This is a genomic window from Streptomyces sp. NPDC055966 (genome assembly GCF_042269865.1).
In the GTDB taxonomy this organism is placed as follows: Bacteria; Actinomycetota; Actinomycetes; order Streptomycetales; family Streptomycetaceae; genus Streptomyces.
This window is the reverse complement of record NZ_JBHJYK010000004.1, coordinates 515641-537072: the sequence shown is the minus strand read 5'-3', so window position 1 is coordinate 537072 and position 21432 is coordinate 515641. Positions and strand designations below refer to the sequence as shown.

Below are 21432 nucleotides of genomic sequence, written 5' to 3'. Positions count from 1 at the left end.
CAGCTCGGCCCGGTCGCGGCCGTGTGGATGCTCAGCCTGCTCGTCCTGGTCTTCGAGCGGGACCTCGGCACCTCGCTGATCTTCTTCGGCCTGTTCGTGATCATGCTGTACGTCGCCACCGAGCGGACCAGCTGGGTGGTGTTCGGCGTCGTCATGTTCGCCGTCGGCGCCTTCGTCGTCGGCTCCTTCGAACCGCACGTGCACGGCCGGGTCGTCGCCTGGCTGCACCCCATGGACATCTTCCTGCCGCCCGACCAGCGCCCGGCCGGACTGGTCTCGGACCAGGCCGCCCAGGCCCTGTTCAGCTTCGGCTCGGGCGGCATGCTCGGCACCGGCCTCGGCGAGGGCCACCCTGAGCTCATCGGCTTCGCCGGGCGCAGCGACTTCATCCTGACCACGGTCGGCGAGGAACTCGGCCTCGCCGGGGTGACGCTCGTCATCCTGCTCTACGCCCTGCTCGCCGAGCGCGGCCTGCGCACGGCCCTGACCGTCACCGACCCGTTCGGCAAGCTGCTCGCCGGCGGCCTGGCCTCGGCGCTCGTCCTCCAGGTCTTCGTCGTCGTGGGCGGCGTCACCGGGCTCATCCCGCTCACCGGCAAGGCCCTGCCGTTCCTCGCCCAGGGCGGCTCGTCGATGGTCGCCAACTGGCTGCTGGTCGCCGTCCTGCTCAAGGTCAGCGACACGGCCCGCCGTCCCCCGCCGCAGCCGGCCGCCGACGTCAGCGCCGCCGAGACCCAGTTCGTACGGCCGGTCTGAGACCCCCGTCCCACCTCGGTGACGGAGCGGAGCCACTGATGTTCCTCGGCGTGAGTCCCCTGGACCTGCTCACCCTGCGGACGGTGCGCGCGTTCGCCGACAGCGCCGGGGACGAGGTCCGCGCGGAACTCGGCCCCGAACTCAAGGAGTTGGCGGAGATCCGCTCCGCCCTGGACCCGAGGGCGGAGCTGTCGGAGGTCGCCGTCGCGGTGCACGGCGACCCCGACGCCACCTGAGGCGGCCCCGCCTCAGACCAGCGTGAAGTACGCGAGGCTGCCCAGACCGGCCACCGAGCAGTAGACGGCGAACGGGATGAGGGTGCGGTGCTCGAAGTAGCGGACCAGGAAGCGCGTGGCGAGGTAGGCCGCGACGAACGCGGCCACGCTGCCGGCCAGCAGGGGGCCGCGCAGGCCGTTGCCCTGCGCCCCTAGCAGCGGCGGGAGCTTGAGCAGCGCGGCGCCGCCGATCACCGGCGTGGCGAGGAGGAACGCGAAGCGGGCGGAGTCCTCGTGGCCCATCCCCTTGAAGATGCCCGCGCTGATGGTCGAGCCGGAGCGGCTGATGCCGGGCAGCAGGGCGAGGATCTGGGCGGCGCCGATCGTCACGGCCTGCCGGATCGTCAGCCGGGTGATCCGCAGGTCCGACTGCTCGTCCGCCGACAGGTGCTCCTCGCCGGGGGCGACGGTGGCCCCGGCCCGCCGGCGGCCGGTCCCGCCGCGCCGCAGCTGCTCCGTGACGAAGAGGACGATGCCGTTGAGCGCCAGGAAGATCGCGGTGGGGACGGGCTTGCCGAGCGTCGAGCGGAACACCTTGTCGAGCGCGACACCGGCGACCGCGACCGGGACGCAAGCCGTGATGATCAGCCAGGCGAGCTTCTGCTCCACGGTCTCGATGCGGCGCTGGGTGACCGACGTGAACAGACCGCGGACGATCCGCACCCAGTCCCGCCAGAAGTAGACGACCAGCGCGAGCGCGGTGGCCAGGTGGAGGCCGACCAGCTCGTTGAGGTAGAGGGATCCGTCGGCGGAGACGTCCAGGTCGTGCTTCCAGTGCCCGCCGAGCAGCGCGGGTATCAGGATGCTGTGCCCCAGGCTGGAGACGGGGAACAGCTCGGTGACCCCTTGCAGCAGGCCGACGCCCACGGCTTCGGGATAGGTCAGAACGGACATCGGCCGGCCTTCGTCTCCAGGTGCGCGAGGGGAGCGGAGCCGAGGACCCGCGCGCGGCGGACGGCTCCGGCGGCGCAAGGTACTACACGCGAGCAAGAATCAGGACAGGTCGCGCGAAGCACCCGGCCGGCTGCCCGGACCGGCGAGCGGGAATCACCTGATTCACCCCGGATCGCCCTCGCCGAGCAGGTTCCGTTCGTGGCGCTTGCGGGCCAGGACGAGCCCGGCGGCGTACAGCGCGAGGACGATGGTGAGAAGCAGGTAATACTCCAGCGGGAGCGTGGTGAGACCGAGCAGCGGGCCGAGCGGGGACGGCGGCAGCACCAGGCCGATGACCGCGAGGGCGGCCGCGGTCCAGCCCACCGGGCCGGGCGGGCGGTCCTCGAAGAGCCGGCGGCCAGTGCGCAGCAGCAGCATCACCAGGCTCTGGGTGATCAGGTTCTCGGTGAACCAGCCGGAGTGGAAGACCGCCTCGTCCTCGGCCGGTCCCGAGCCGTGCAGGGCGAGGGCCAGGACGACGAAGGTGGCGAGGTCGGCGGCCGCGTTGAGGACGCCGAACCCGGTGATGAAACGCAGCAGGGCGCGCGGGTCGAGAGTGGCGGGGCGGCGCAGCAGGGCCGGGTGGGGGCGGTCGTAGGCGAAGGCGAGCTGCACCGTGTCGAAGCACAGGTTCTGCACCAGCACCTGCGCCGGCAGCATCGGCAGGAAGGGCAGCAGCAGACCGGCGGCGAGCATCGCGATGACGTTGCCGACGTTGGACGACAGGGTGATGCGCAGATACGTGGCGATGTTGCCGCCGCTGTGCCGGCCCGCGGAGATGGCGTGGTCGACGGCGGTGAGGTCCTTCTCGGCGAGCACCACGTCGGCGCCCTCCCGGGCCACGTCGGTGGCGTCGCGCGGGGCGATGCCGACGTCGGCCGCCCACAGGGCCGAGACGTCGTTGACCCCGTCGCCGAGGAAGCCCACCGTGTGCCCGCCGGTGCGCAGCGCGGCGCTGATCCGCGCCTTGTGCTCCGGGGTGCAGCGGGCGAAGACCGTCGTACGGCGGGCCAGCTCGGCCAGTTCCGCGTCGGTCAGGGCGTCGGTGCGGTCGGCGATGACCACCTGGTCCGGGCCCAGTTCGATGCCCAGGTCGCGGCAGGCGCGGGCCGCGGTGCCGGGGTGGTCGCCGGTGAGGATCTTGATGGTGACGCCACGTGCGGCGAGCGCGGCGAGGGCGGGCGCGGCGGTGGGCGCGAGCGCGTCGCGCAGGGTGACGAAGCCGCGGAAGTCCAGGCCGCGCTCGTCGGCCGGGGTGTAGTCGCGCAGCCGGGCCGGGCGTTCGGCGGTGGCGACCGCCAGCACCCGCAGGCCGTCCCGCGCGGCCCGGTCCGCGAGGTCCGCGAGCCGGTCCGCCTCCGCAGGCTCCAGGGCGCAGCGCTCCAGGACGGCCTCCACGGCGCCCTTGACGACGAGCGTGTGCGAGCCCAGCCGGCCGGGGGTGCGCACCACGGCCGTGGCCAGCCGGCGCACGGGGTCGAACGGGAGCGCCGCGACCCCGTCGTACGCCATGAGGTCGTCCTCGTCGGCCGCGTCCAGGACCGCTTCGTCCAGGGCGTCGGGCTCGGGCAGTTCGGCGAGCTGGAGGGTCCACCAGGCGTTGACGGCGGCCCAGCGGACCACCTCGGGATCGTCGGCGCCCGCCGCGTCCAGGCCCCGCTCGACCACCGGCCGGTCCTGGGTGAGCGTGCCCGTCTTGTCCAGGCACAGCACGTCGACCGCGCCCAGGTCGTGCAGGGCCGGGAGCCGTTTGACGATCACCCCGTGCGTGCGGGCCAGCAGCGACGCGCCGCGCGCCAGACAGGTGGTGACGACGACCGGCAGCATCTCCGGTGTCAGCCCGACCGCCACCGCCACCGCGAACGGCAGGGTCTCCAGCCCCCGGTCGCGCAGCGCCGCGTTGGCCATCAGCACCAGCGGCGGGGTGAGCAGCATGAACCGGATCAGGATCCACGAGATGCCGTACACCGAGCGGTCGAAGGCGCTCGCCTCGCGCCGGCCGACCGTGCGGCCGTGGGCGGCCGCGAACCGGGTGCGCCCGCCCGTCTCCAGCACGACGGCGGTGCCGCTGCCGGTGGCGACGCTGCTGCCCTGGAAGCACAGCTGCGGCCGCTCGAAGAGGGCGGTGCCGGCCGGCCCGGCGGCCGCTGCGACGTCCGCCGCGTGTTTCGGGACCGGGGCCGACTCCCCGGTCAGCGCCGACTGGTGCACGGTCAGGCCCCGCGCGCGCAGCAGCCGGACGTCCGCCGGGACCAGGTCGCCCGCGCCGAGCTGGACGATGTCGCCGGGGACCAGGTCCTCCACCGGGACCTCACGGGCCTCGGGCGCCGCTTCCTCGTCCGCCCGGCGCAGCACGGTGGAGGTGGTGGCGACCAGCTCGCGCAGCTGGGCCATGGACCGGTCGGCGCGGTACTCGCCGGAGGCCCGCAGCACGCTGCTGGTCACGACCAGGGCGAGGATCACGCAGGCGGTGGACCAGGCGAACACGGCGGCGGAGACCAGGGCCAGACAGAGCAGCACCGCGGTGAAGGGGTCGCGCAGGCCGCGCACCAGCAGGCGCGGCCAGGAGGCGTCCTTGCGGGCGGGCAGCGTGTTGGCGCCGCAGCGGGCGAGGCGCAGCGCGGCCTCGTCCTCGGTCAGTCCGCGCGGCCCGGTGTCCAGCCGCCGCAGCACCTGCAGCGCGGTGCCCGCGTCCGGCGCGCCGGCGGCCGACTCCGGCCCGGTGCCGCCGGCCGCGAGCGTGCCCGGTACGGCCCCGGCGACCGGCGCCTCGGCGCCCTCTCCCCAGGCCGGGGCGCTCCTAGGCACCGGTCCCCTGCAGCCCGGCCACCGGCGCGTGCGGCTCCCCCGCGCGCTGGGCCAGCCGGCCGACGAGCACGCGGACGACCGTGACGACATCGGGGTCGCCGACGTAGTAGATCTGCCGCCGGCCCTCCCGGCGGGAGCGGACGAGTCCCGCGAGCTTCAGCTTGGACAGGTGCTGGCTGACGGCGGGCAGCGCCCCGCCGACCCGGTCCGCGAGCGCGCTCACGTCGCTCTCGCCCTGGGCCAGCGCCCACATGATGTGCAGCCGCGGCGCCGCGGCCAGCAGCCCGAAGGCGGCGGCCGCCGCCGAGAGTACCTCGGCGGACGGATCCTCGAAGCCGTGGGTGATCTGCGCCACGGTCCCCTCCCTTTCGCCACCCGTCCACCGGTCGATGCGGACCTCGCACATGTGCTCACCAGTCTAGGCGGCACCTGCGGAACATCCCGGGCGTCGGGGGAGGGCAGGGTCTAGAGGCCCACGTCCCGGCTGCGGATGTCGTCCAGGGACTCGCGGCGGACCAGCAGGCGGGCCTGGCCGGCGCGTACGGCGGCCACCGGCGGGCGGCCGACCAGGTTGTAGCCGGAGGCCATCGACAGGTGGTAGGCGCCGGCCACCGGTACGGCGAGCAGGTCGCCGGGGTGCACGTCCCCGGGCAGCTCGACCCCGGCGGCCAGGACGTCACCGGCCTCGCAGTGCCGGCCCACGACGGTCACCGGGGCCGTCGCCGCCGTGCTGGGCCGGCCCACCAGCCGGGGCGCGTACCGGACGCCGTACAGCGCCGGGCGCGGGTTGTCGCTCATGCCGCCGTCGACGGCCACGAAGACCCGGCCGCCGGTGTGCTTGACGGACAGCACGCGGTACAGCGCGACGCCCGCCGGGCCCGCGATGGCCCGGCCCGGCTCGATGATCAGGCGGGGCACCGGCAGCCCGGCGGTGGCGCAGGCGTCGGCCAGTTCGGCGCGGACCTTGCGGGCCAGCGCCGTCAGGTCCAGGGCCGCCTCGCCGGGGCGGTAGGCGATGCCGTGGCCGCCGCCGAGGTCGAGTTCGGGCAGCACCAGCCCGTGCTGCTCGTACAGCCGGGACATGAGCCCGACCATGCGGCGCACGGCGACCAGGTACGGCTTGACGCCGGTGATCTGGGAGCCCAGGTGGCAGTGCAGGCCGGTGAGTTCGAGCTGCGGCTGGTCGAGGATGCGGGTGATGGCGTGCTGGGCGTACCCGTCGGAGATGCTGAGCCCGAACTTCTGGTCCTCGGTGCCGGTGCGGATCTTGTCGTGGCCGCCCGCGCTGATGCCGGGCACGACCCGGACCATCACCTTCTGGTGCCCCTCCGGTCCGACGGCGGCGGCGAGCCGGGCGATCTCGGACGGGCTGTCGATGACGACGCGTCCGACGCCGAGGCGCAGCGCGGTCTCCAGGTCGCGCGGGGACTTGGCGTTGCCGTGCAGCACGATCCGCTCCGCCGGGAAGCCGGTGGTGACGGCGAGTTCGAGTTCGCCGGCCGAGCAGACGTCGAGGCCGAGGCCCTCCTCGTCCATCCAGCGGGCCATGGCCCGGCACAGGAACGCCTTGGCGGCGTAGAGGACTTCGGCGTCGGGGAAGGCGTCGCGGTAGGTGCGGCAGCGGTCGCGGACCTCGGCCTCGTCGAGGACGTAGACGGGGGTGCCGAAGCGGTCGGCGATCTCCGCGAGCGGTACGCCGCCCACGGCGAGGTCGCCGTGCGGGAACTCGGTGGTGGAGGCGGGCCACACCGACAACTCGGCGGCCCGGGTGGTGGGTTCGTGAACCGTGGTCATCGAGACTGCCCCTCTCAGGCGGCGAACGCGGGTGCCGGTGCGGGCGCCGGCCTGGTGGCCGGGGCGGTGAACTGCGGGTCCACCGTGAGGGCGGTGACGCCGAGCGGGGCGGTCAGCGCGCGCAACGCGGGCTCGGCGAGACGGATCCAGGGCTGGCCGGGGCCGAGCGTGGCGGTCAGCCGGAGCGCGGAGGTGAAGCCGACGGCGGTGCGCTCGCCGAGGGGGGGTGCGAAAGAGCCGGGCCGCACATCCCGAGGGTCCCGGCCGGACCGGCACGTACAGGGGTCCGGCCGGGGACGGATCGGAGGGCTCGGGGTCGTCGCCGAAGAGAAGTGCTGCCATGGGGTGCCTCCCGAAGGGCAGGGAGCGAGTGGTCCGAAGGGCCCCGGACGCGGGGAGGCGGACCGGGGCTCGCCGTCGACGTTATGCCCGCCGTCCGGGGGGTTCCGGCGGGCCCTGACGGGACGCTGACGACGATCCCGGTGACCTTGACGCGCCGCTGACGGGTCCGGCCGAAGGGGTGGGAACAGGCCGTCAGAAGCCCGCCAAGAACTGACGTACGGGCTGTTCGAAGGGCGGGAACGGCGGTGTGATGGACGTGGTTCCCGCTGACGAGGAGGATCCGATGTCCGAGTACCGCCCGCCTTCGGCCGCCCGGGTCGTGGTGGGAGTGAACGGCACGCCGGGCGGCGCGGCCGCGCTGGCCCGGGCCGCCGTCGAGGCCAGGCGCCGGGGGGCCGAACTCTGGCCCGTGCTGGCGTGGGAGCCGCCGGAGGGCGATCTGGCCTCCCGCCGGTTCCCGGCTACGAAAGCCCTGGTCCCACGGTGGGAGCAGCTGGCGCGCGAGCAGCTGGCCGCGGCGCTGTGCGACGTGTTCGGCGCCGCGGACACCGGGCTGCCCGGGCAGGCGCTCGTCGTCCGTGGCACCCCCGGCCGGGCGTTGGTGCGGACAGCGGGCCGGGAGGACGACGTCCTCGTCGTCGGCACCGGCGGCCGCGGCCTGCTGCGCCGCTCCCTGTGGCCGTCGGTCAGCCGCTACTGCCTGGCCCATGCCACCTGCCCCGTGCTGGCGGTACCACCGTCACCGCTGGAGGCGGAACTGGCGGCGGTGCGGCGCCGGAACACCTGGGGACTGCCGTTGCTGCCGCCGACCGCGACCCCCTGAGGCGGGATCAGCCCCCGCTCACCCGCACTCGCCCGACGCGACCAGCCCCGCGCCCCGCTCGCGCGACGGTGCCGTCCGTACGGCCAGCACCATCGTCAGTCCCCCGCCCGGCGTGTCCTCCGCGTGCAACGTGCCGCCGATCGCCTCGGCGAAGCCCCGCGCGACCGCCAGGCCCAGCCCCACACCGACGCCCCGCGGAGCGTCCCCGTAGCGCTGGAAGGGTTCGAAGATGCGGTCCTTGGCCTCGTCCGGTACGCCCGGACCCCGGTCCACGACCCGCAGTTCCACCCGGTCGGCGAGGGCGCTCGCAAAGACCAGTACGGGCTCGTGCGCCGGGCTGTACTTGACGGCGTTCTCGACCACGTTGGCCACGGCCCGCTCCAGCAGGCCCCGGTCGACCGCGACCATCGGCAGGGTCTCCGGGATGTCCAGCTCCACGCTGTCCTCCGGCACCCCGCCGAGCGCCATCGGCACGACCTCGTCCAGGTCCGTCTCGCGGATGATCGGGGTCACCGTGCCGGTCTGCAGGCGGGACATGTCCAGCAGGTTGCCGACGAGATGGTCGAGGCGGTCGGCGCCCTCCTCGATGGCCGCGAGCAGTTCCGCCCGGTCCCGCGGGGACCACTCGACGTCGTCCGAACGCAGCGAGGTGACCGACGCCTTGATGCCCGCGAGCGGGGTGCGCAGATCGTGGCTGACGGCGGCCAGCAGGGCGGTCCTTATGCGGTTGCCCTCGGCGAGCTCCTTGGCCCGGTCGGCCTCGTGCTGGAGCCTTTGGCGGTCCAGGACGACGGCGGCCTGCGCGGCGAACGCGGCCAGCACCCGGCGGTCGGCGGCGGGCAGCACCCGGCCGCTGAGCGACAGCGCCATGTGGTCGCCGACGGGCACGTCCACGTCGGCGTCCTCCGGGATCGCGGCCGGGCGCGGGCCCACGCTGCCCGCGCAGGTCCAGGGTGCCGTCTCGGCCGAGCGCTCCAGCAGCGCGGCCGACTCCATGCCGAAGGTCTCGCGCACCCGTTCCAGCAGCTCCTCCAGGCCGGTCTCGCCGCGCAGCACGTTCCCGGCGAGGTAGGACAGGATCTCCGACTCGGCGCGCAGCCGGGCCGCCTGCTGGGTGCGCCGGGCCGCGAGGTCCACGACCGAGGCGACGGACACCGCGACCCCGACGAAGATCGCTATGGCGACGATGTTCTTCGGGTCGGCGATCGTGAGGGTGTGGACGGGCGGCGTGAAGTACCAGTTGAGCAGGAGGGAGCCCACGACCGCGGAGGCCAGCGCCGGGTAGAGGCCGCCGAGCAGCGCCGCCGCGACCGTCAGCGTCAGGAACAGCAGCATGTCGTTGGCGAGGCCGACGTCCGGCGTGGTGCTGGTGAGCAGCCAGGTCAGCAGCGCCGGTCCGAGCACGCCGACCAGCCAGCCCCGGATGACCCGGGAGCGGCCGAGCCGGGCGCCCCGGGCGGCGGGCAGCCCCGGGCCGCGGCCCTTGCCCGCCTCGTCGTGCGTGATGAGGTGCACGTCGAGGTCGGGACCGGACTCGACGGCGACCGTGGCGCCGACGCCCGGCCCGAAGACGTACTGCCAGCCGCGCCGGCGCGAGACGCCGAGGACGATCTGGGTGGCGTTCACACCGCGCGCGAAGTCGAGCAGGGCGGCCGGTATGTCGTCGCCCACGACATGGTGGAAGGTGCCGCCGAGGTCCTCGACCAGGGTGCGCTGGTCGGCGAGTTCCTTCGGCGAGGCGGCGCTGAGGCCGTCGCTGCGGGAGATGTAGACCGCCAGCACCTCGCCGCCCGCGCCCTTCTCGGCGAGCCGGGCCGCACGCCGTATCAGCGTGCGCCCCTCGGGGCCGCCGGTCAGACCGACCACGATGCGCTCGCGCGAACCCCAGATCGTGGAGACCCGGTGCTCGCTGCGGTACTCGGTCAGGTACTCGTCGACCCGGTCGGCCACCCACAGCAGCGCCAACTCCCGCAGGGCCGTGAGGTTTCCGGGCCGGAAGTAGTTGGCGAGGGCCGCGTCGACCTTGTCCGGCCGGTAGATGTTGCCGTGCGCCATGCGGCGGCGCAGTGCCTCCGGGGACATGTCGACCAGCTCGATCTGGCCCGCCCGCCGGACGACCTCGTCCGGCACGGTCTCCTGCTGCCGGACGCCGGTGATCGACTCGACGACGTCGCCCAGCGACTCCAGGTGCTGGATGTTGACCGTCGAGATCACGTCGATCCCGGCGGCGAGCAGCTCCTCGACGTCCTGCCAGCGCTTGGCGTTGCGCGAGCCGGGGATGTTGGTGTGCGGGAGTTCGTCCACGAGCGCCACGCGGGGGCGGCGGGCGAGGACGGCGTCCACGTCCATCTCGGTGAAGACGCTCCCCCGGTACTCGATCTCCTTGCGCGGGATCACTTCCAGGCCGTGCAGCATCACCTCGGTGCGCGGCCGGTGGTGGTGTTCCACGAAGGCGACCACGCAGTCGGTGCCCCGCTCGATACGGCGGTGGGCCTCCGACAGCATCGCGTACGTCTTGCCGACGCCGGGTGCCGAACCGAGGTAGATCCGGAGCTTGCCGCGTGCCATGTGGTTCCTCGGGGTCATTCCTCGAAGCGGTAGCCCATGCCGGGCTCGGTGATGAGATAGCGGGGGTGGGACGGGTCGGTCTCCAGCTTCCTGCGCAACTGGGCCATGTAGACCCGCAGGTAGTTGGTCTTGTTGCTCTGCGAGACCCCCCAGACCTCCTGGAGGAGGTGCTTCTGGGTGATCAGCCGGCCGGGGTTGGTCACCAGGATCTCCAGGAGGTGCCACTCGGTCGGGGTCAGCCGGACGTCCCGCCCGGCCCGTACGGCCTTCTTGGCGAGCAGGTCGATGCTGAAGTCCGCCGTCTCCACCAGGGTCAGCTCGGGGACGAGCGGGGTGTCCTCGGTGCGGCGGACGGCGGCCCGCAGCCGGGCCAGCAGCTCGTCCATGCTGAACGGCTTGGTGACGTAGTCGTCGGCGCCGGCGTCGAGCGCGCCCACCTTCTCGTCGGAGGCCTGCCGGGCGGAGAGCACCATGATCGGCACCCGGGTCCAGCCGCGCAGCGCCTTGATGACGTCGACGCCGTCCATGTCGGGCAGGCCGAGGTCCAGCAGCACCACATCGGGCTGGCGCGCGGCGGCGAGCCGGAGCGCGGTGGCTCCGTCCGGGGCCGCGTCCACCCCGTAGTGACGTGCCTGCAAGTTGATGACGAGGGCCCGTACGAGCTGCGGGTCGTCCTCCACCACGAGCACCCGGGTCATGGGTGTGTGCCTCTCCTGTCATGCCTGCGGGAGCCGCCACCCGGGGTGTCCCGAGGTGCCGACTCCCGGCGCGAATCGCGTAAGACCGTCACTTCTTGGCCACGAGGTCCTTGAGCGCGATGTTGAGTTCCAGGACGTTCACCTGCGGCTCGCCGATGAAGCCGAGGGTGCGGCCCTGGGTCTGGTCCTTGACGAGCTTGTCCACCGCGGCGACGGACAGTCCGTTCTTCGCGGCGACCCGGTGGACCTGGAGCTCGGCGTACTCCGGGGAGATCGCCGGGTCCAGTCCGGAGCCGGAGGAGGTGACCGCGTCGGCGGGGACGTCGGACGGCCTGACGGTGTAGCCGGGCACGGAGTTGTCCTTGACCACGGCGTCCCTGGCGGCGAGCACCTGGGCGCAGAGCGTCTTGTCCGCGGGCTGCGCGGGGCATTCGCCCTTCACCGCGCCGCTGTCCGCGGCCAGGTTGGTCGCACCCGAAAGGATCAGGCTGTAGCGGGTGTTGACGGTGTTGGTGCCGAGGCCGTTCTGCGGGCGGCCCTGGAACCACTTCAGGTCCGGGTCCGCGCTGGTCTGCCCCTTCTTCAGCGGCAGGTTGTACGACTGCCCGATCAGGGACGAGCCCACGACCCTGCCGTCCGCCTTGATCTCCGAGCCGTTCGCCTTGTTGTTGAACAGGGCCTGGGCGACACCGGTGACGACCAGCGGGTAGATGACGCCCGTCACCAGGGTCAGCACGAGCAGGGCGCGCAGGCCCGCCCCGAGCAACCGGACGGTGTTGGTAACCGAGTTGTTCATGGCGATCAGCCGATTCCGGGGATGAGGGAGATGAGCAGGTCGATGATCTTGATGCCGATGAAGGGCGCGATCAGGCCGCCGATGCCGTAGATCCCGAGGTTGCGGCGGAGCATCTTGTCCGCGCTCATCGGCCGGTAGCGCACGCCCTTCAGGGACAGCGGCACCAGCGCGATGATGATCAGCGCGTTGAAGATGACGGCCGACAGGATCGCGGAGTCGGGCGAGGACAGGTGCATGATGTTCAGCTTGTCCAGGCCCGGGTAGACCGCCGCGAACAGCGCCGGGATGATCGCGAAGTACTTCGCGACGTCGTTGGCGATGGAGAAGGTCGTCAACGCCCCACGGGTGATGAGGAGTTGCTTGCCGATCTCGACGATCTCGATGAGCTTGGTCGGGTTGGAGTCGAGGTCGACCATGTTGCCGGCCTCCTTGGCGGCCGACGTGCCGGTGTTCATGGCCACGCCGACGTCCGCCTGGGCGAGCGCGGGCGCGTCGTTGGTGCCGTCACCGGTCATCGCGACGAGCTTGCCGCCGGCCTGCTCCCGCTTGATGAGGGCCATCTTGTCCTCGGGGGTGGCCTCGGCGAGGAAGTCGTCCACGCCCGCCTCCTCCGCGATCGCCTTGGCGGTCAGCGGGTTGTCACCCGTGATCATGACCGTCTTGATGCCCATGCGGCGCAGCTCCTCGAACCGCTCCCGCATGCCCTCCTTGACGACGTCCTTCAGGTAGATGACACCCAGGATCCGGGCGCCCTTGTCGTCGTTGACCGCGACGAGCAGCGGGGTGCCGCCCGCCTCGGAGATCCGGTTGGCGATGGCGTCGGCGTCCTCGGCGACGGTGCCGCCCTCGTCCTTCACCCAGGCGATCACCGAGGCGGTGGCGCCCTTGCGGATCTTGCGGCCGTCGACGTCCACGCCCGACATACGGGTCTGGGCGGTGAACTCGATCCACTCGGCCCCGGCCAGCTCGCCCTGGTGCCGCTCGCGCAGCCCGTACTTCTCCTTCGCCAGGACGACGATGGAACGGCCCTCGGGGGTCTCGTCGGCCAGCGAGGACAGCTGGGCCGCGTCCGCGACCTCCGCCTCGGTGGTGCCCCTGACCGGCGCGAACTCGGCGGCCTGCCGGTTGCCCAGGGTGATGGTGCCGGTCTTGTCCAGGAGCAGCGTGGAGACGTCGCCGGCGGCCTCGACCGCGCGGCCCGACATGGCGAGCACGTTGCGCTGCACCAGCCGGTCCATGCCCGCGATGCCGATCGCGGAGAGCAGGGCGCCGATGGTGGTCGGGATCAGACAGACCAGCAGGGCGACCAGCACGACCATGGTCAGGTGCGTGCCCGCGTACGTGGCGAACGGCGGCAGCGTGGCGCAGGCCAGCAGGAAGACGATGGTCAGCGACGCCAGCAGGATGTTCAGCGCGATCTCGTTCGGCGTCTTCTGCCGGGCCGCGCCCTCGACCAGGTTGATCATCCGGTCGATGAAGGTCTCGCCGGGCTTCGTCGTGATCTTGATGACGATCCGGTCGGACAGCACCTTCGTACCGCCCGTGACGGCGCACCGGTCACCGCCGGACTCGCGGATGACGGGCGCGGACTCGCCGGTGATCGCCGACTCGTCCACGGAGGCGACGCCCTCGACGACGTCGCCGTCACCGGGGATGACGTCCCCGGCCTCGCAGACGACCAGGTCACCGATGGTCAGCGCGGTGCCGGGCACCTCCTCCTCGGAGGTGCCGTCCGCGAGCAGCCGGCGCGCGACGGTGTCGGTCTTGGCCTTGCGCAGGGTGTCGGCCTGCGCCTTGCCGCGGCCCTCGGCGACCGCCTCCGCCAGGTTGGCGAAGATCACCGTCAGCCACAGCCAGGCGCTGATGGTCCAGCCGAACCAGTCGCCCGGGTGCTGGAAGGAGAAGACGGTGGTCAGGACCGAGCCGATCCACACCACGAACATCACGGGCGACTTGACCATCACCCGCGGGTCGAGCTTGCGGAAGGCGTCCGGCAGTGACTTGACCAGTGCCTTGGGGTCGAAGAGGCCCGCGCCGACACGGCCCTCGGCGGGCTTGTGCCCGGTGGGGACGTCGCTGTGCGGCGCCCGGGTGGGAGTGGCTGTGGACATCGAGTCCTCTTGCTTGTCTATGCCAGTGGTCATGACGCCAGTCCCTCCGCGAGCGGACCCAGGGCCAGGGCCGGGAAGTAGGTCAGACCGGTGATGATCAGGATCGCGCCCACCAGCAGGCCGGTGAACAGCGGCTTCTCGGTGCGCAGGGTGCCCGCCGTCTCCGGGACCGGCTTCTGCTCGGCGAGCGAGCCGGCCAGCGCCAGGACGAAGATCATGGGCAGGAAGCGGCCGAGGAGCATCGCGAGTCCGGTCATGGTGTTGTACCAGTCGGTGTTCGCGTTCAGACCGGCGAAGGCCGAGCCGTTGTTGTTCGACGCGGAGGTGAACGCGTACAGCACCTCGGAGAACCCGTGCGCGCCGGAGTTCAGCATCGAGTGCGGCGGGGTCGGCAGGGCCATGGAGGCCGCCGTGAAGACCAGCACCAGGGCGGGGGTGATGAGGATGTAGCAGGCGGCGAGCTTCATCTCGCGGCCGCCGATCTTCTTGCCCAGGTACTCGGGCGTACGGCCGACCATCAGGCCGGCGATGAACACCGCGATGACCGCCATGATCAGCATGCCGTACAGACCCGAGCCGGTACCGCCGGGCGCGATCTCGCCCAGCATCATGCCGAGCATCGCGATGCCGCCGCCCAGACCGGTGAAGGAGGAGTGGAAGGAGTCCACCGCACCCGTCGACGTGAGCGTCGTCGACACCGCGAAGATCGACGAGGAGCCCACGCCGAACCGGGTCTCCTTGCCCTCCATCGCGCCGCCCGCGGCCTGGAGCGCCGGACCGTGGTGGGCGAACTCGGTCCACATCATCAGCGCGACGAAGCTCAGCCAGATGGTGAACATCGTGGCGAGGATCGCGTAGCCCTGCTTCACGTTGCCGACCATCACGCCGAAGGTGCGGGTCAGCGCGAACGGGATGACGAGGATCAGGAAGATCTCGAAGAGGTTGGTGAACCCGGTCGGGTTCTCGAAGGGGTGGGCGGAGTTGGCGTTGAAGTAACCGCCGCCGTTGGTGCCCAGTTCCTTGATGGCCTCCTGGGAGGCGACCGCGCCGCCGTTCCACTGCTGCGAGCCGCCCATGAACTGGCCGACCTCGTGGATGCCGGAGAAGTTCTGGATGGCGCCGCACGCCACCAGCACAATCGCGGCGACGGCCGCGCCCGGCACCAGGATGCGCAGTGTGCCGCGCACCAGGTCGGCCCAGAAGTTGCCCAGCTCACCGGTGCGCGAGCGGGCGAAGCCGCGCACGAGGGCGACGGCGACGGCGATGCCGACGGCGGCCGAGAGGAAGTTCTGCACGGCCAGACCGGCGGTCTGCACGACGTGCCCCATGGTCTGCTCGCCGTAGTACGACTGCCAGTTCGTGTTGGTCACGAACGAGACGGCCGTGTTGAACGACTGCGCCGGGTTGACCGCGGAGAAGTGCAGCGAGCCCGGCAAGACGCCCTGGAGCCGCTGGAGGAGGTAGAGGAAGAGGACGCTGACCGCCGAGAAGGCGAGGACGCCGCGCAGATACGCGGGCCAGGTCATCTCGGCGTCGGGGTTGGCGCCGATGGCCTTGTAGATCCACTTCTCGACACGCAGGTGCGTGCGCGATTCGTAGACCCTGGCCATGTAGTTGCCGACGGGGACGTAGACGAGCGCCAGCGCGCCTATGAGGGCGAGCAGCTGGAGCACGGCTGCGAGTACGGGACCCATGTCTGTTCTCAGAACCTCTCCGGGAAGATCAGGGCGAGGACGAGATAGCCCAGCAGGGCGACGGCCACGACGAGGCCGACGATGTTCTCGGCGGTCACAGCTTCGTCACCCCCTTGGCGACGAGGGCCACCAGCGCGAAACCCGCGAGCACGGTGACGACGAAGGCCAGATCGGCCATCGCGAACTCCTGGAGTGAGGTTCGGTTGAAACGGACGTGTACGAGGAAAGCGCCTGTGTGGCCGGATCCGACCCCCCGTTGACGGCTCTCATACGGCCGCGCCGACGCCTTTGACGGCTCTCTTACGACCCCCGGCCCATACCGGTGGGTAGCCCTGTGATCACAGCCGGAAGCGCAGCCGGCAGATCACCGCGTCCGTCTCCCGGCGTACGGCGTGGGCGACGACCGCGCCCCGCTGGTTCTGCAGCAGCCGCTGCCACAGCCGCTCCGGCTCCGCCTCCGGGATCAGCACGGTGACCCGGGTGCCCGGTTCGGCGGCGGCCACCTCGCGGACGTACGCGGCGATGGGCCTGCCGAGGCTGCGCCGGGCGCAGGACAGCCGTACCAGCTCCACGCCGGGGTCCCAGTCGGCCCAGGCGCGCTCCAGGGCGTGCAGGTGGGCCCGGTCCTCGGGGTCGGGGTAGCAGACGGTCACCGCGCGGACCTCGTCGCCGAGGGAAACGGCCGCGGTCAGCGCCTCGGAGGTCAGCCGGGACAGCGTGGACACCGGCACGACCACCAGCGAGCGGTCGCGGTGCGGGGCCTGCGGGATCCGGCCGAGCCCGAGGCGCTCGCCGATCCGGCCGTAGGCGCGGTGCACGGTCTCGAAGGCGACGACCAGCAGCGGCAGCGCGATGACGATCAGCCAGGCGCCCTCGGTGAACTTGCTCGCCGTGACGACGACGGTCGCGACGCCGGTGAGAACGGCACCGAAGCCGTTGAGCAGCGCCTTTCCGCGCCAGCCCGGGCCCTGCTGGAGCCACCAGTGCCGGACCATGCCCACCTGCGCGATGGTGAAGCCGACGAAGACGCCGATCGCGAACATCGGCACCAGGGTGTTGGTGTCGCCGCCGGAGAAGACCAGCAGCGCGGCCGAGACGACGGCGAGCGCGAGGACGCCGTGCCGGTGCACCTGGCGGTCGGCCTTCAGGGCGAACACGTGCGGGGCGTAGTTGTCCCGGGCCAGCAGCTTCAGCAGCACCGGCAGCCCGCCGAAGGAGGTGTTCGCGGACAGGGCCAGCAGGAGCATCGTCGCGAACTGGACGACGTAGAAGGCCCAGTTGTGGCCGAAGGAGGCGTCCGCGAGCTGGGCGAGGACGGTGACGCCCTCGACCGGCTGGAGGTGGAAGCGGCCGATCAGCACCGACAGGCCGATCAGCATGAGCCCGAGCACGGCTCCGAGCGCGACCTCGGCCCGCTGCGCCCGCCGGACGCGCGGCACCCGGAAGGAGGGCACGGCGTTGGCGATGGCCTCCACGCCGGTCAGCGCGGCACAGCCGGAGGCGAATGCTTTCAGCAGAAGCAGCGTGCCCACGGAGGAGGCGTTGTCGGCGAGGACCGAGACGTGCCCGGCCGCCGTCGCCGTGCTCACCGGGTGGGAGCGGAACAACCCCACGGCGATGAGGACGAAGATCGAGCCGACGAAGACGACGGTCGGCACGATGAACGCCTTCGCGGACTCCACGATGCCGCGCAGATTGACGCCCGTGATCAGGACGAGCACGGCCAGGCACAGCCACAGCCGGTCGGCGTAGAGGGAGGGGAAGGCGGAGGTCAGGGCCGCCACGCCGGCGGTGACGGCGACGGCGACGTTGAGCACGTAGTCCAGGACCAGCGAGGCGGCGGCCACCAGGCTCGTCCGCGCGCCCAGATGCGTCTTCGCCACGGCGTAGGAACCGCCGCCGTCCGGGAAGGCCGCGATGACCTGCCGGTAGGACGCCACGAGCACGGCCAGCAGGGCGGCGATGGCCAGCGTGACGGGCATCGTAAAGCCCAGTCCGTGCGCACCGGCGGCTGCGAGGACCAGCACGATCGCCTCGGGGCCATAGGCCACCGACGCCATCGCGTCCAGCGAGAGGGCGGCGAGCCCCGTGACGGCCGTCAGCCGGTGGCGTTCGCCGGTATCAGGCGGCTCCTCGCCGGCGGGGACGGCATCCGGCTGCTCGGTGGTCAGGACGGACATGGGCGTGCTCCTTGTTCGTGCGCGGCCTTGCGTGCGCGGGCGCACCCAGGTTCTGTCTGTTTCCGGCCGCATCCGACCGGTCCTTGCGGGATCTTCGCGCCCAACCGGCCCGTCTTGACGTGTCCTTGACGGGGGTCCGCGTCAGAGCCGTGTCAAGGTGCGCGAGGCGGCTTCCGCAGGTCAGTACCGTGAGCGGCATGACGGGCTCCGGCGCGACGGCGAACGACCAGAACTGGACACGGGAGCGGTGGAGCGCCGTCCGCTGCGCCGCCCTGCCCCTCGTCCTGCTGCTCCTGCTCGACTGGGCCACCGGCCGTGCCGCCCTGTGGCGTACGGCGCTGTGGCTGGCGCTCTCCGTCCTGCTGTTCGCCGTGCTGTGTCCCGCCCGTGTCACCGCCGGCCCGAACTGGCTGTCCTCGCGCCGGCTGGGCCGCGAACACCGCGTCCGCACCGACCTGCTGATCTCGGTCCGCGTCCTGGACGGCGTCTCCCAGCGGCTGCTGCTGCGGGACGCGTGGGACGGCCGGGTCGAGATCGACCCCGAGGTCCTGCTCCGCAACCCGCGCCTGTGGCACCACCTCGCCGAGGGCGCACGGCAGGCCACGGCCGACGGGCTGCTGCTGTGCGGCGAGACCGCGCTGCACCGCCTGTCGTCCCGGGTGGAGAGGGAGACGGCGCTGGGGGTGTTCAGGGTGTCGGGGCTGGAATAGGGGGCCGGAGCGGGGCCGGGGTCCGGTGCCGTGCACCATGTCCGGCATGAACGTACGGACGGCTCGCCCCCGCTGGTGGCTGGGGCTGCGCGGCTTCGGCTGCTTCCTGCTGGGCGGCGGCCTCGGCTTCCTCGCCTACGCGGCGCTCACGCACCGGCCGGGCGGGCCGCCGTGGGGCGGCCTGCTCCTCGGCGCGCTGGTGTGCGGGGTGCTCGGTGCGCTGTTTCCTGGACGGCGCCGCCGGTGAACCGGGCCGGGGGTGAGCAGGAAGCCGCGCAGGCAGTGGCCGTTGCCGTAGGCGCCGTTCGGTCTCGCCCGCCGGCCGGCACCTCCTACACGCTCTGTTCGGAAGGTTCGGCGCCCACCGGCACTGCCGCGAACGGCAGCGAGACCACCATCGTCAGTCCGCCGCCCGGGGTGTCCTCGGGGCTGAGGGTGCCGCTCATCGCCTCGGTCAGGCCGCGGGCGAGCGCGAGGCCCAGGCCGAGGCCGGTGGTGTTGTCGGTGTCGCCGAGCCGCTGGAAGGGCTCGAAGAGGCGGTCGCGGCCGTCGGCGGGCAGGCCCGGTCCGCGGTCGATCACCCGTAGTTCCACCCGCCCCGCCAGCGCGCTGGCCGTGACCAGCACCTTCCGGCCGGGCGGGGTGTGACGGGCGGCGTTGCCGACCAGGTTGGCGATCACCCGCTCCAGCAGCGGCGGGTCGGCCAGGACCGCCGGGATCGCCTCGACGTCCGCCACCTCGACGTCCGGCACGTCCGCCAGCGCCGGCGGCAGCACCTCCTCCAGGGAGGTGGCCCGCAGGTTCAGGGTGAGGGCGCCCGCCTCCAGGCGGCTGAGGTCGAGGAGGTTCTCCACCAGGCGGTTGAGCTTGGCCATCGACTCGTCGGCGGTGGACAGGAGTTCCTCGCGGTCCTCCGCCGTGAAGGTGACGTCGCGGCTGCGCAGCGAGGTGACGGCGGCCCAGCCGGCGGCGAGCGGGGTGCGCAGGTCGTGGCCGACGGCCCGCAGCAGCGCCGTACGCAGCCGGTCGGCCGCCTTCACCGGCTCCACCTCGGCCGCCGCCTGTGCCAGCCGGGCCCGCTCCACCGCCGAGCCCACGTGCGCGGCGAACGCGGCCAGCACCCGGCGCTCGGAGGAGGAGAGGGTACGGCCGTGCAGGGCGAGCCAGGCGCCGGCTCCGGCGGGCACCGCCGTCAACCCGGGCGCCGCGTCCGGGGGTTCGTCGACCAGGTCCGCCGACTCCATGCCGAAGGTCTCGCGGGTGCGCTCCAGCAGGGCCGGGATGGTCGCCTCGCCGCGCACGATGCTGCCGGCCAGGGACGACATGGTCTCCGCCTCGGCCGTGGCCCGGGCGGAGCGGCGCGACAGCCGCAGGGAGCGGTCCACGACCGCGGCCACGGTGGCCGCCACGACCGCGAACACCGTCAGCGCCACCAGGGCGTTGGGATCGTCCAGGGTGAAGGCGCCGATGGGCGGGATGAACCAGTAGTTGAGCAGCAGGGACGCCGTGATCGAGGCGATCACCGCCGAAGCCACGCCGCCTATGCAGGCCACCCCGACCACCGCGAGCAGGAACAGCAGAGCCTCGCTGGTCAGGTTGAGCGTGCCGCGCAGCTGGGCGAGCAGGGCCGTGATCAGGACCGGCAGCACCAGTCCGGCCACCGGGCCAGCGATCAGCCGGGCCGTCGAGAGCGTACGGCGGCGGGACGGCAGCAGGGTGCCGCGGCCGGCCCGTTCGTGGGTGACACGGTGGACGTCGATGTCCCCGGACAGCTCGGTGACCGTCTCGCCGGTGCCGGGTCCGGTGAGGAAGCGGGCCAGCCGGCCGCGTCTGCTGGTGCCGAGCACGAGCTGGGTGGCGTTCTCGGCGCGCGCGAACTCCACCAGGGCGGTGGCCACGTCGTCACCGACGACCGAGTGGTAGCTGCCGCCCAGGTCCTCCACGAGCCGGCGCTGCCGGGCCAGGGAGGCGTGCGAGACCCCGCCGGCCGCGAGCCCGTCGCTGCGGGCCACGTGGACGGCGAGCAGATCCCCGCCGGCCGACCGGTCGGCGATGCGGGCGGCCCGCCGGACGAGCGTGTCGCCCTCCGGCCCGCCGGTCAGGGCCACGACGACCCGCTCCCGGGTCTCCCACACCCGGCCGATGCCGTGCTGCGACCGGTACTCCTGCAACGCCTCGTCCACCCGGTCGGCCGTCCACAGCAGCGCCAGCTGCCGCAGGGCCGTCAGATTGCCGGGCCGGAAGTAGTTGGCGAGCGCGGCGTCGATCTTCTCGGGGGCGTAGATGTTCCCGTGCGCCATCCGCCGGCGCAGTCCCTCCGGCGGCATGTCCACCAGCTCGATCTGCCAGGCCCGCCGCACCACCTCGTCCGGCACGGTCTCGTGCTGCGGCACCCCGGTGATCTTCTCGACCACGTCGTTGAGGGACTCCAGGTGCTGGATGTTCAGCGCGGTGATCACGTCGACACCCGCGTCCAGCAGGGTCTCGATGTCCTGCCAGCGCTTGGGGTTGCGGCCGGCGCCCGGGATGTTGCTGTGCGCGAACTCGTCCACGATCGCCACGTGCGGCCGCCGGGCCAGCACCGCGGCCAGGTCCATCTCCTCGAACTGCCCGCCCCGGTACGAGCAGGACGCCCGGGGCACGGCCTCCAGGCCGTCGAGCATGGCCTCGGTCTGCGGCCGCCCGTGGCACTCCGCGAACCCGATCACCACGTCCGCCCCGCGCGCGGCGCGGCGCCGTCCCTCGTCGAGCATGCGGTAGGTCTTGCCGACTCCCGGGGCCGCCCCGAGGTAGACCTTCAGTCGTCCGGGCCGTACGTCACTCATCGCCGCCGACGCGCTCCGCTCGCTGATCCAACTGATTCGACTGATTCGAAGGTGCTTCCTCCAAGGAAGCCGCTTCCCCCGACCCGCCCGCGCGCTTGTTAGCGCTTCCTTGGCGGGGG

17 protein-coding genes and 1 pseudogene are annotated in these 21432 nt (G+C 72.6%); 5 read left to right on the top strand and 13 right to left on the bottom strand.

The window, feature by feature from the left end:
* Positions 1–756 (top strand): FtsW/RodA/SpoVE family cell cycle protein (locus ACFC8N_RS12190; RefSeq protein ID WP_376288032.1); only part of this gene is annotated, 756 nt, incomplete at its 5' end.
* 50 nt (positions 757–806) lie between these two features.
* Positions 807–992, top strand: a complete 186-nt coding sequence (locus tag ACFC8N_RS12185) for a hypothetical protein (RefSeq protein ID WP_376288031.1) — start codon at positions 807–809, stop codon at positions 990–992.
* 12 nt (positions 993–1004) lie between these two features.
* Here ACFC8N_RS12185 and ACFC8N_RS12180 read toward each other — a convergent pair whose 3' ends face one another.
* The 5 genes and pseudogenes from ACFC8N_RS12180 to ACFC8N_RS12160 all read right to left on the bottom strand — a co-directional run bounded on the left by ACFC8N_RS12180 (position 1005) and on the right by ACFC8N_RS12160 (position 6908).
* A complete protein-coding gene (locus ACFC8N_RS12180) occupies positions 1005–1925 on the bottom strand; it encodes an undecaprenyl-diphosphate phosphatase (protein WP_376288030.1) in 921 nt (306 codons plus the stop codon).
* A gap of 162 nt (positions 1926–2087) precedes the next feature.
* Positions 2088–4772 carry a magnesium-translocating P-type ATPase gene (gene mgtA / locus ACFC8N_RS12175; RefSeq protein WP_376288029.1) on the bottom strand — a complete coding sequence of 895 codons (2685 nt, stop codon included), beginning with the start codon at positions 4770–4772 and terminating at the stop codon, positions 2088–2090.
* Positions 4765–5127, bottom strand: a complete 363-nt coding sequence (locus tag ACFC8N_RS12170) for a metalloregulator ArsR/SmtB family transcription factor (RefSeq protein ID WP_356029726.1) — start codon at positions 5125–5127, stop codon at positions 4765–4767. The genes mgtA and ACFC8N_RS12170 overlap by 8 nt, the downstream gene beginning before the upstream one ends.
* 110 nt (positions 5128–5237) lie before the next feature.
* Positions 5238–6566 (bottom strand): diaminopimelate decarboxylase, encoded by a 1329-nt coding sequence (lysA, locus tag ACFC8N_RS12165; RefSeq protein ID WP_376288028.1) that lies wholly within the window; start codon positions 6564–6566, stop codon positions 5238–5240.
* A 14-nt stretch (positions 6567–6580) separates the two neighbouring features.
* A pseudogene (locus tag ACFC8N_RS12160) lies at positions 6581–6908 on the bottom strand (SAV_915 family protein).
* A 283-nt stretch (positions 6909–7191) separates the two neighbouring features.
* Between ACFC8N_RS12160 and ACFC8N_RS12155 the strand changes: the two are divergent.
* Positions 7192–7731, top strand: a complete 540-nt coding sequence (locus ACFC8N_RS12155; protein WP_356029731.1) for a universal stress protein — start codon at positions 7192–7194, stop codon at positions 7729–7731.
* 18 nt (positions 7732–7749) lie between these two features.
* On the opposite strand, the gene ACFC8N_RS12150 is transcribed toward ACFC8N_RS12155, so the two are convergent.
* The 7 genes from ACFC8N_RS12150 to ACFC8N_RS12120 all read right to left on the bottom strand — a co-directional run bounded on the left by ACFC8N_RS12150 (position 7750) and on the right by ACFC8N_RS12120 (position 17778).
* Positions 7750–10299 carry a sensor histidine kinase KdpD gene (locus ACFC8N_RS12150; protein WP_356029732.1) on the bottom strand — a complete coding sequence of 850 codons (2550 nt, stop codon included), beginning with the start codon at positions 10297–10299 and terminating at the stop codon, positions 7750–7752.
* A gap of 14 nt (positions 10300–10313) precedes the next feature.
* Complete coding sequence (locus tag ACFC8N_RS12145) at positions 10314–10997, bottom strand: response regulator transcription factor (RefSeq protein ID WP_356029734.1); 684 nt, start codon at positions 10995–10997, stop codon at positions 10314–10316.
* Positions 10998–11085: 88 nt separating this feature from the next.
* Positions 11086–11793, bottom strand: a complete 708-nt coding sequence (locus ACFC8N_RS12140; RefSeq protein ID WP_376288027.1) for a potassium-transporting ATPase subunit C — start codon at positions 11791–11793, stop codon at positions 11086–11088.
* A 5-nt stretch (positions 11794–11798) separates the two neighbouring features.
* Positions 11799–13937 (bottom strand): potassium-transporting ATPase subunit KdpB, encoded by a 2139-nt coding sequence (gene kdpB, locus ACFC8N_RS12135; RefSeq protein WP_356029737.1) that lies wholly within the window; start codon positions 13935–13937, stop codon positions 11799–11801.
* Positions 13934–15598 carry a potassium-transporting ATPase subunit KdpA gene (gene kdpA / locus ACFC8N_RS12130; RefSeq protein ID WP_376288026.1) on the bottom strand — a complete coding sequence of 555 codons (1665 nt, stop codon included), beginning with the start codon at positions 15596–15598 and terminating at the stop codon, positions 13934–13936. Before kdpA ends, kdpB begins: the two co-directional genes overlap by 4 nt.
* 8 nt (positions 15599–15606) lie before the next feature.
* Entirely contained in the window at positions 15607–15696 is a 90-nt protein-coding gene (gene kdpF, locus ACFC8N_RS12125) for a K(+)-transporting ATPase subunit F (RefSeq protein ID WP_016434100.1), read from the bottom strand.
* A 240-nt stretch (positions 15697–15936) separates the two neighbouring features.
* Positions 15937–17778 carry an APC family permease gene (locus ACFC8N_RS12120; protein ID WP_376288025.1) on the bottom strand — a complete coding sequence of 614 codons (1842 nt, stop codon included), beginning with the start codon at positions 17776–17778 and terminating at the stop codon, positions 15937–15939.
* Between the two features lie 197 nt (positions 17779–17975).
* Between ACFC8N_RS12120 and ACFC8N_RS12115 the strand changes: the two genes are divergently transcribed.
* Complete coding sequence (locus ACFC8N_RS12115; RefSeq protein WP_362823977.1) at positions 17976–18488, top strand: hypothetical protein; 513 nt, start codon at positions 17976–17978, stop codon at positions 18486–18488.
* A 46-nt stretch (positions 18489–18534) separates the two neighbouring features.
* On the top strand, positions 18535–18735 hold the full coding sequence (locus ACFC8N_RS12110) for a hypothetical protein (protein ID WP_356029743.1): 201 nt from the start codon (positions 18535–18537) through the stop codon (positions 18733–18735).
* An 85-nt stretch (positions 18736–18820) separates the two neighbouring features.
* Here ACFC8N_RS12110 and ACFC8N_RS12105 read toward each other — a convergent pair whose 3' ends face one another.
* On the bottom strand, positions 18821–21313 hold the full coding sequence (locus tag ACFC8N_RS12105; protein ID WP_376288024.1) for an ATP-binding protein: 2493 nt from the start codon (positions 21311–21313) through the stop codon (positions 18821–18823).
* Positions 21314–21432 lie beyond the last annotated feature (119 nt).

What these genes read in the sequence shown, in the direction of transcription:
- ACFC8N_RS12180 (WP_376288030.1), bottom strand. Translation starts at nt 1,925, where the DNA reads ATGTCCGTTCTGACCTATCCCGAAGCCGTGGGCGTCGGCCTGCTGCAA.
- lysA (WP_376288028.1), bottom strand. Translation starts at nt 6,566, where the DNA reads ATGACCACGGTTCACGAACCCACCACCCGGGCCGCCGAGTTGTCGGTG.
- ACFC8N_RS12155 (WP_356029731.1), top strand. Translation starts at nt 7,192, where the DNA reads ATGTCCGAGTACCGCCCGCCTTCGGCCGCCCGGGTCGTGGTGGGAGTG.
- ACFC8N_RS12150 (WP_356029732.1), bottom strand. Translation starts at nt 10,299, where the DNA reads ATGGCACGCGGCAAGCTCCGGATCTACCTCGGTTCGGCACCCGGCGTC.
- ACFC8N_RS12145 (WP_356029734.1), bottom strand. Translation starts at nt 10,997, where the DNA reads ATGACCCGGGTGCTCGTGGTGGAGGACGACCCGCAGCTCGTACGGGCC.
- ACFC8N_RS12140 (WP_376288027.1), bottom strand. Translation starts at nt 11,793, where the DNA reads ATGAACAACTCGGTTACCAACACCGTCCGGTTGCTCGGGGCGGGCCTG.
- kdpB (WP_356029737.1), bottom strand. Translation starts at nt 13,937, where the DNA reads ATGACCACTGGCATAGACAAGCAAGAGGACTCGATGTCCACAGCCACT.
- kdpA (WP_376288026.1), bottom strand. Translation starts at nt 15,598, where the DNA reads ATGGGTCCCGTACTCGCAGCCGTGCTCCAGCTGCTCGCCCTCATAGGC.
- ACFC8N_RS12120 (WP_376288025.1), bottom strand. Translation starts at nt 17,778, where the DNA reads ATGTCCGTCCTGACCACCGAGCAGCCGGATGCCGTCCCCGCCGGCGAG.
- ACFC8N_RS12115 (WP_362823977.1), top strand. Translation starts at nt 17,976, where the DNA reads ATGACGGGCTCCGGCGCGACGGCGAACGACCAGAACTGGACACGGGAG.
- ACFC8N_RS12110 (WP_356029743.1), top strand. Translation starts at nt 18,535, where the DNA reads ATGAACGTACGGACGGCTCGCCCCCGCTGGTGGCTGGGGCTGCGCGGC.
- ACFC8N_RS12105 (WP_376288024.1), bottom strand. Translation starts at nt 21,313, where the DNA reads ATGAGTGACGTACGGCCCGGACGACTGAAGGTCTACCTCGGGGCGGCC.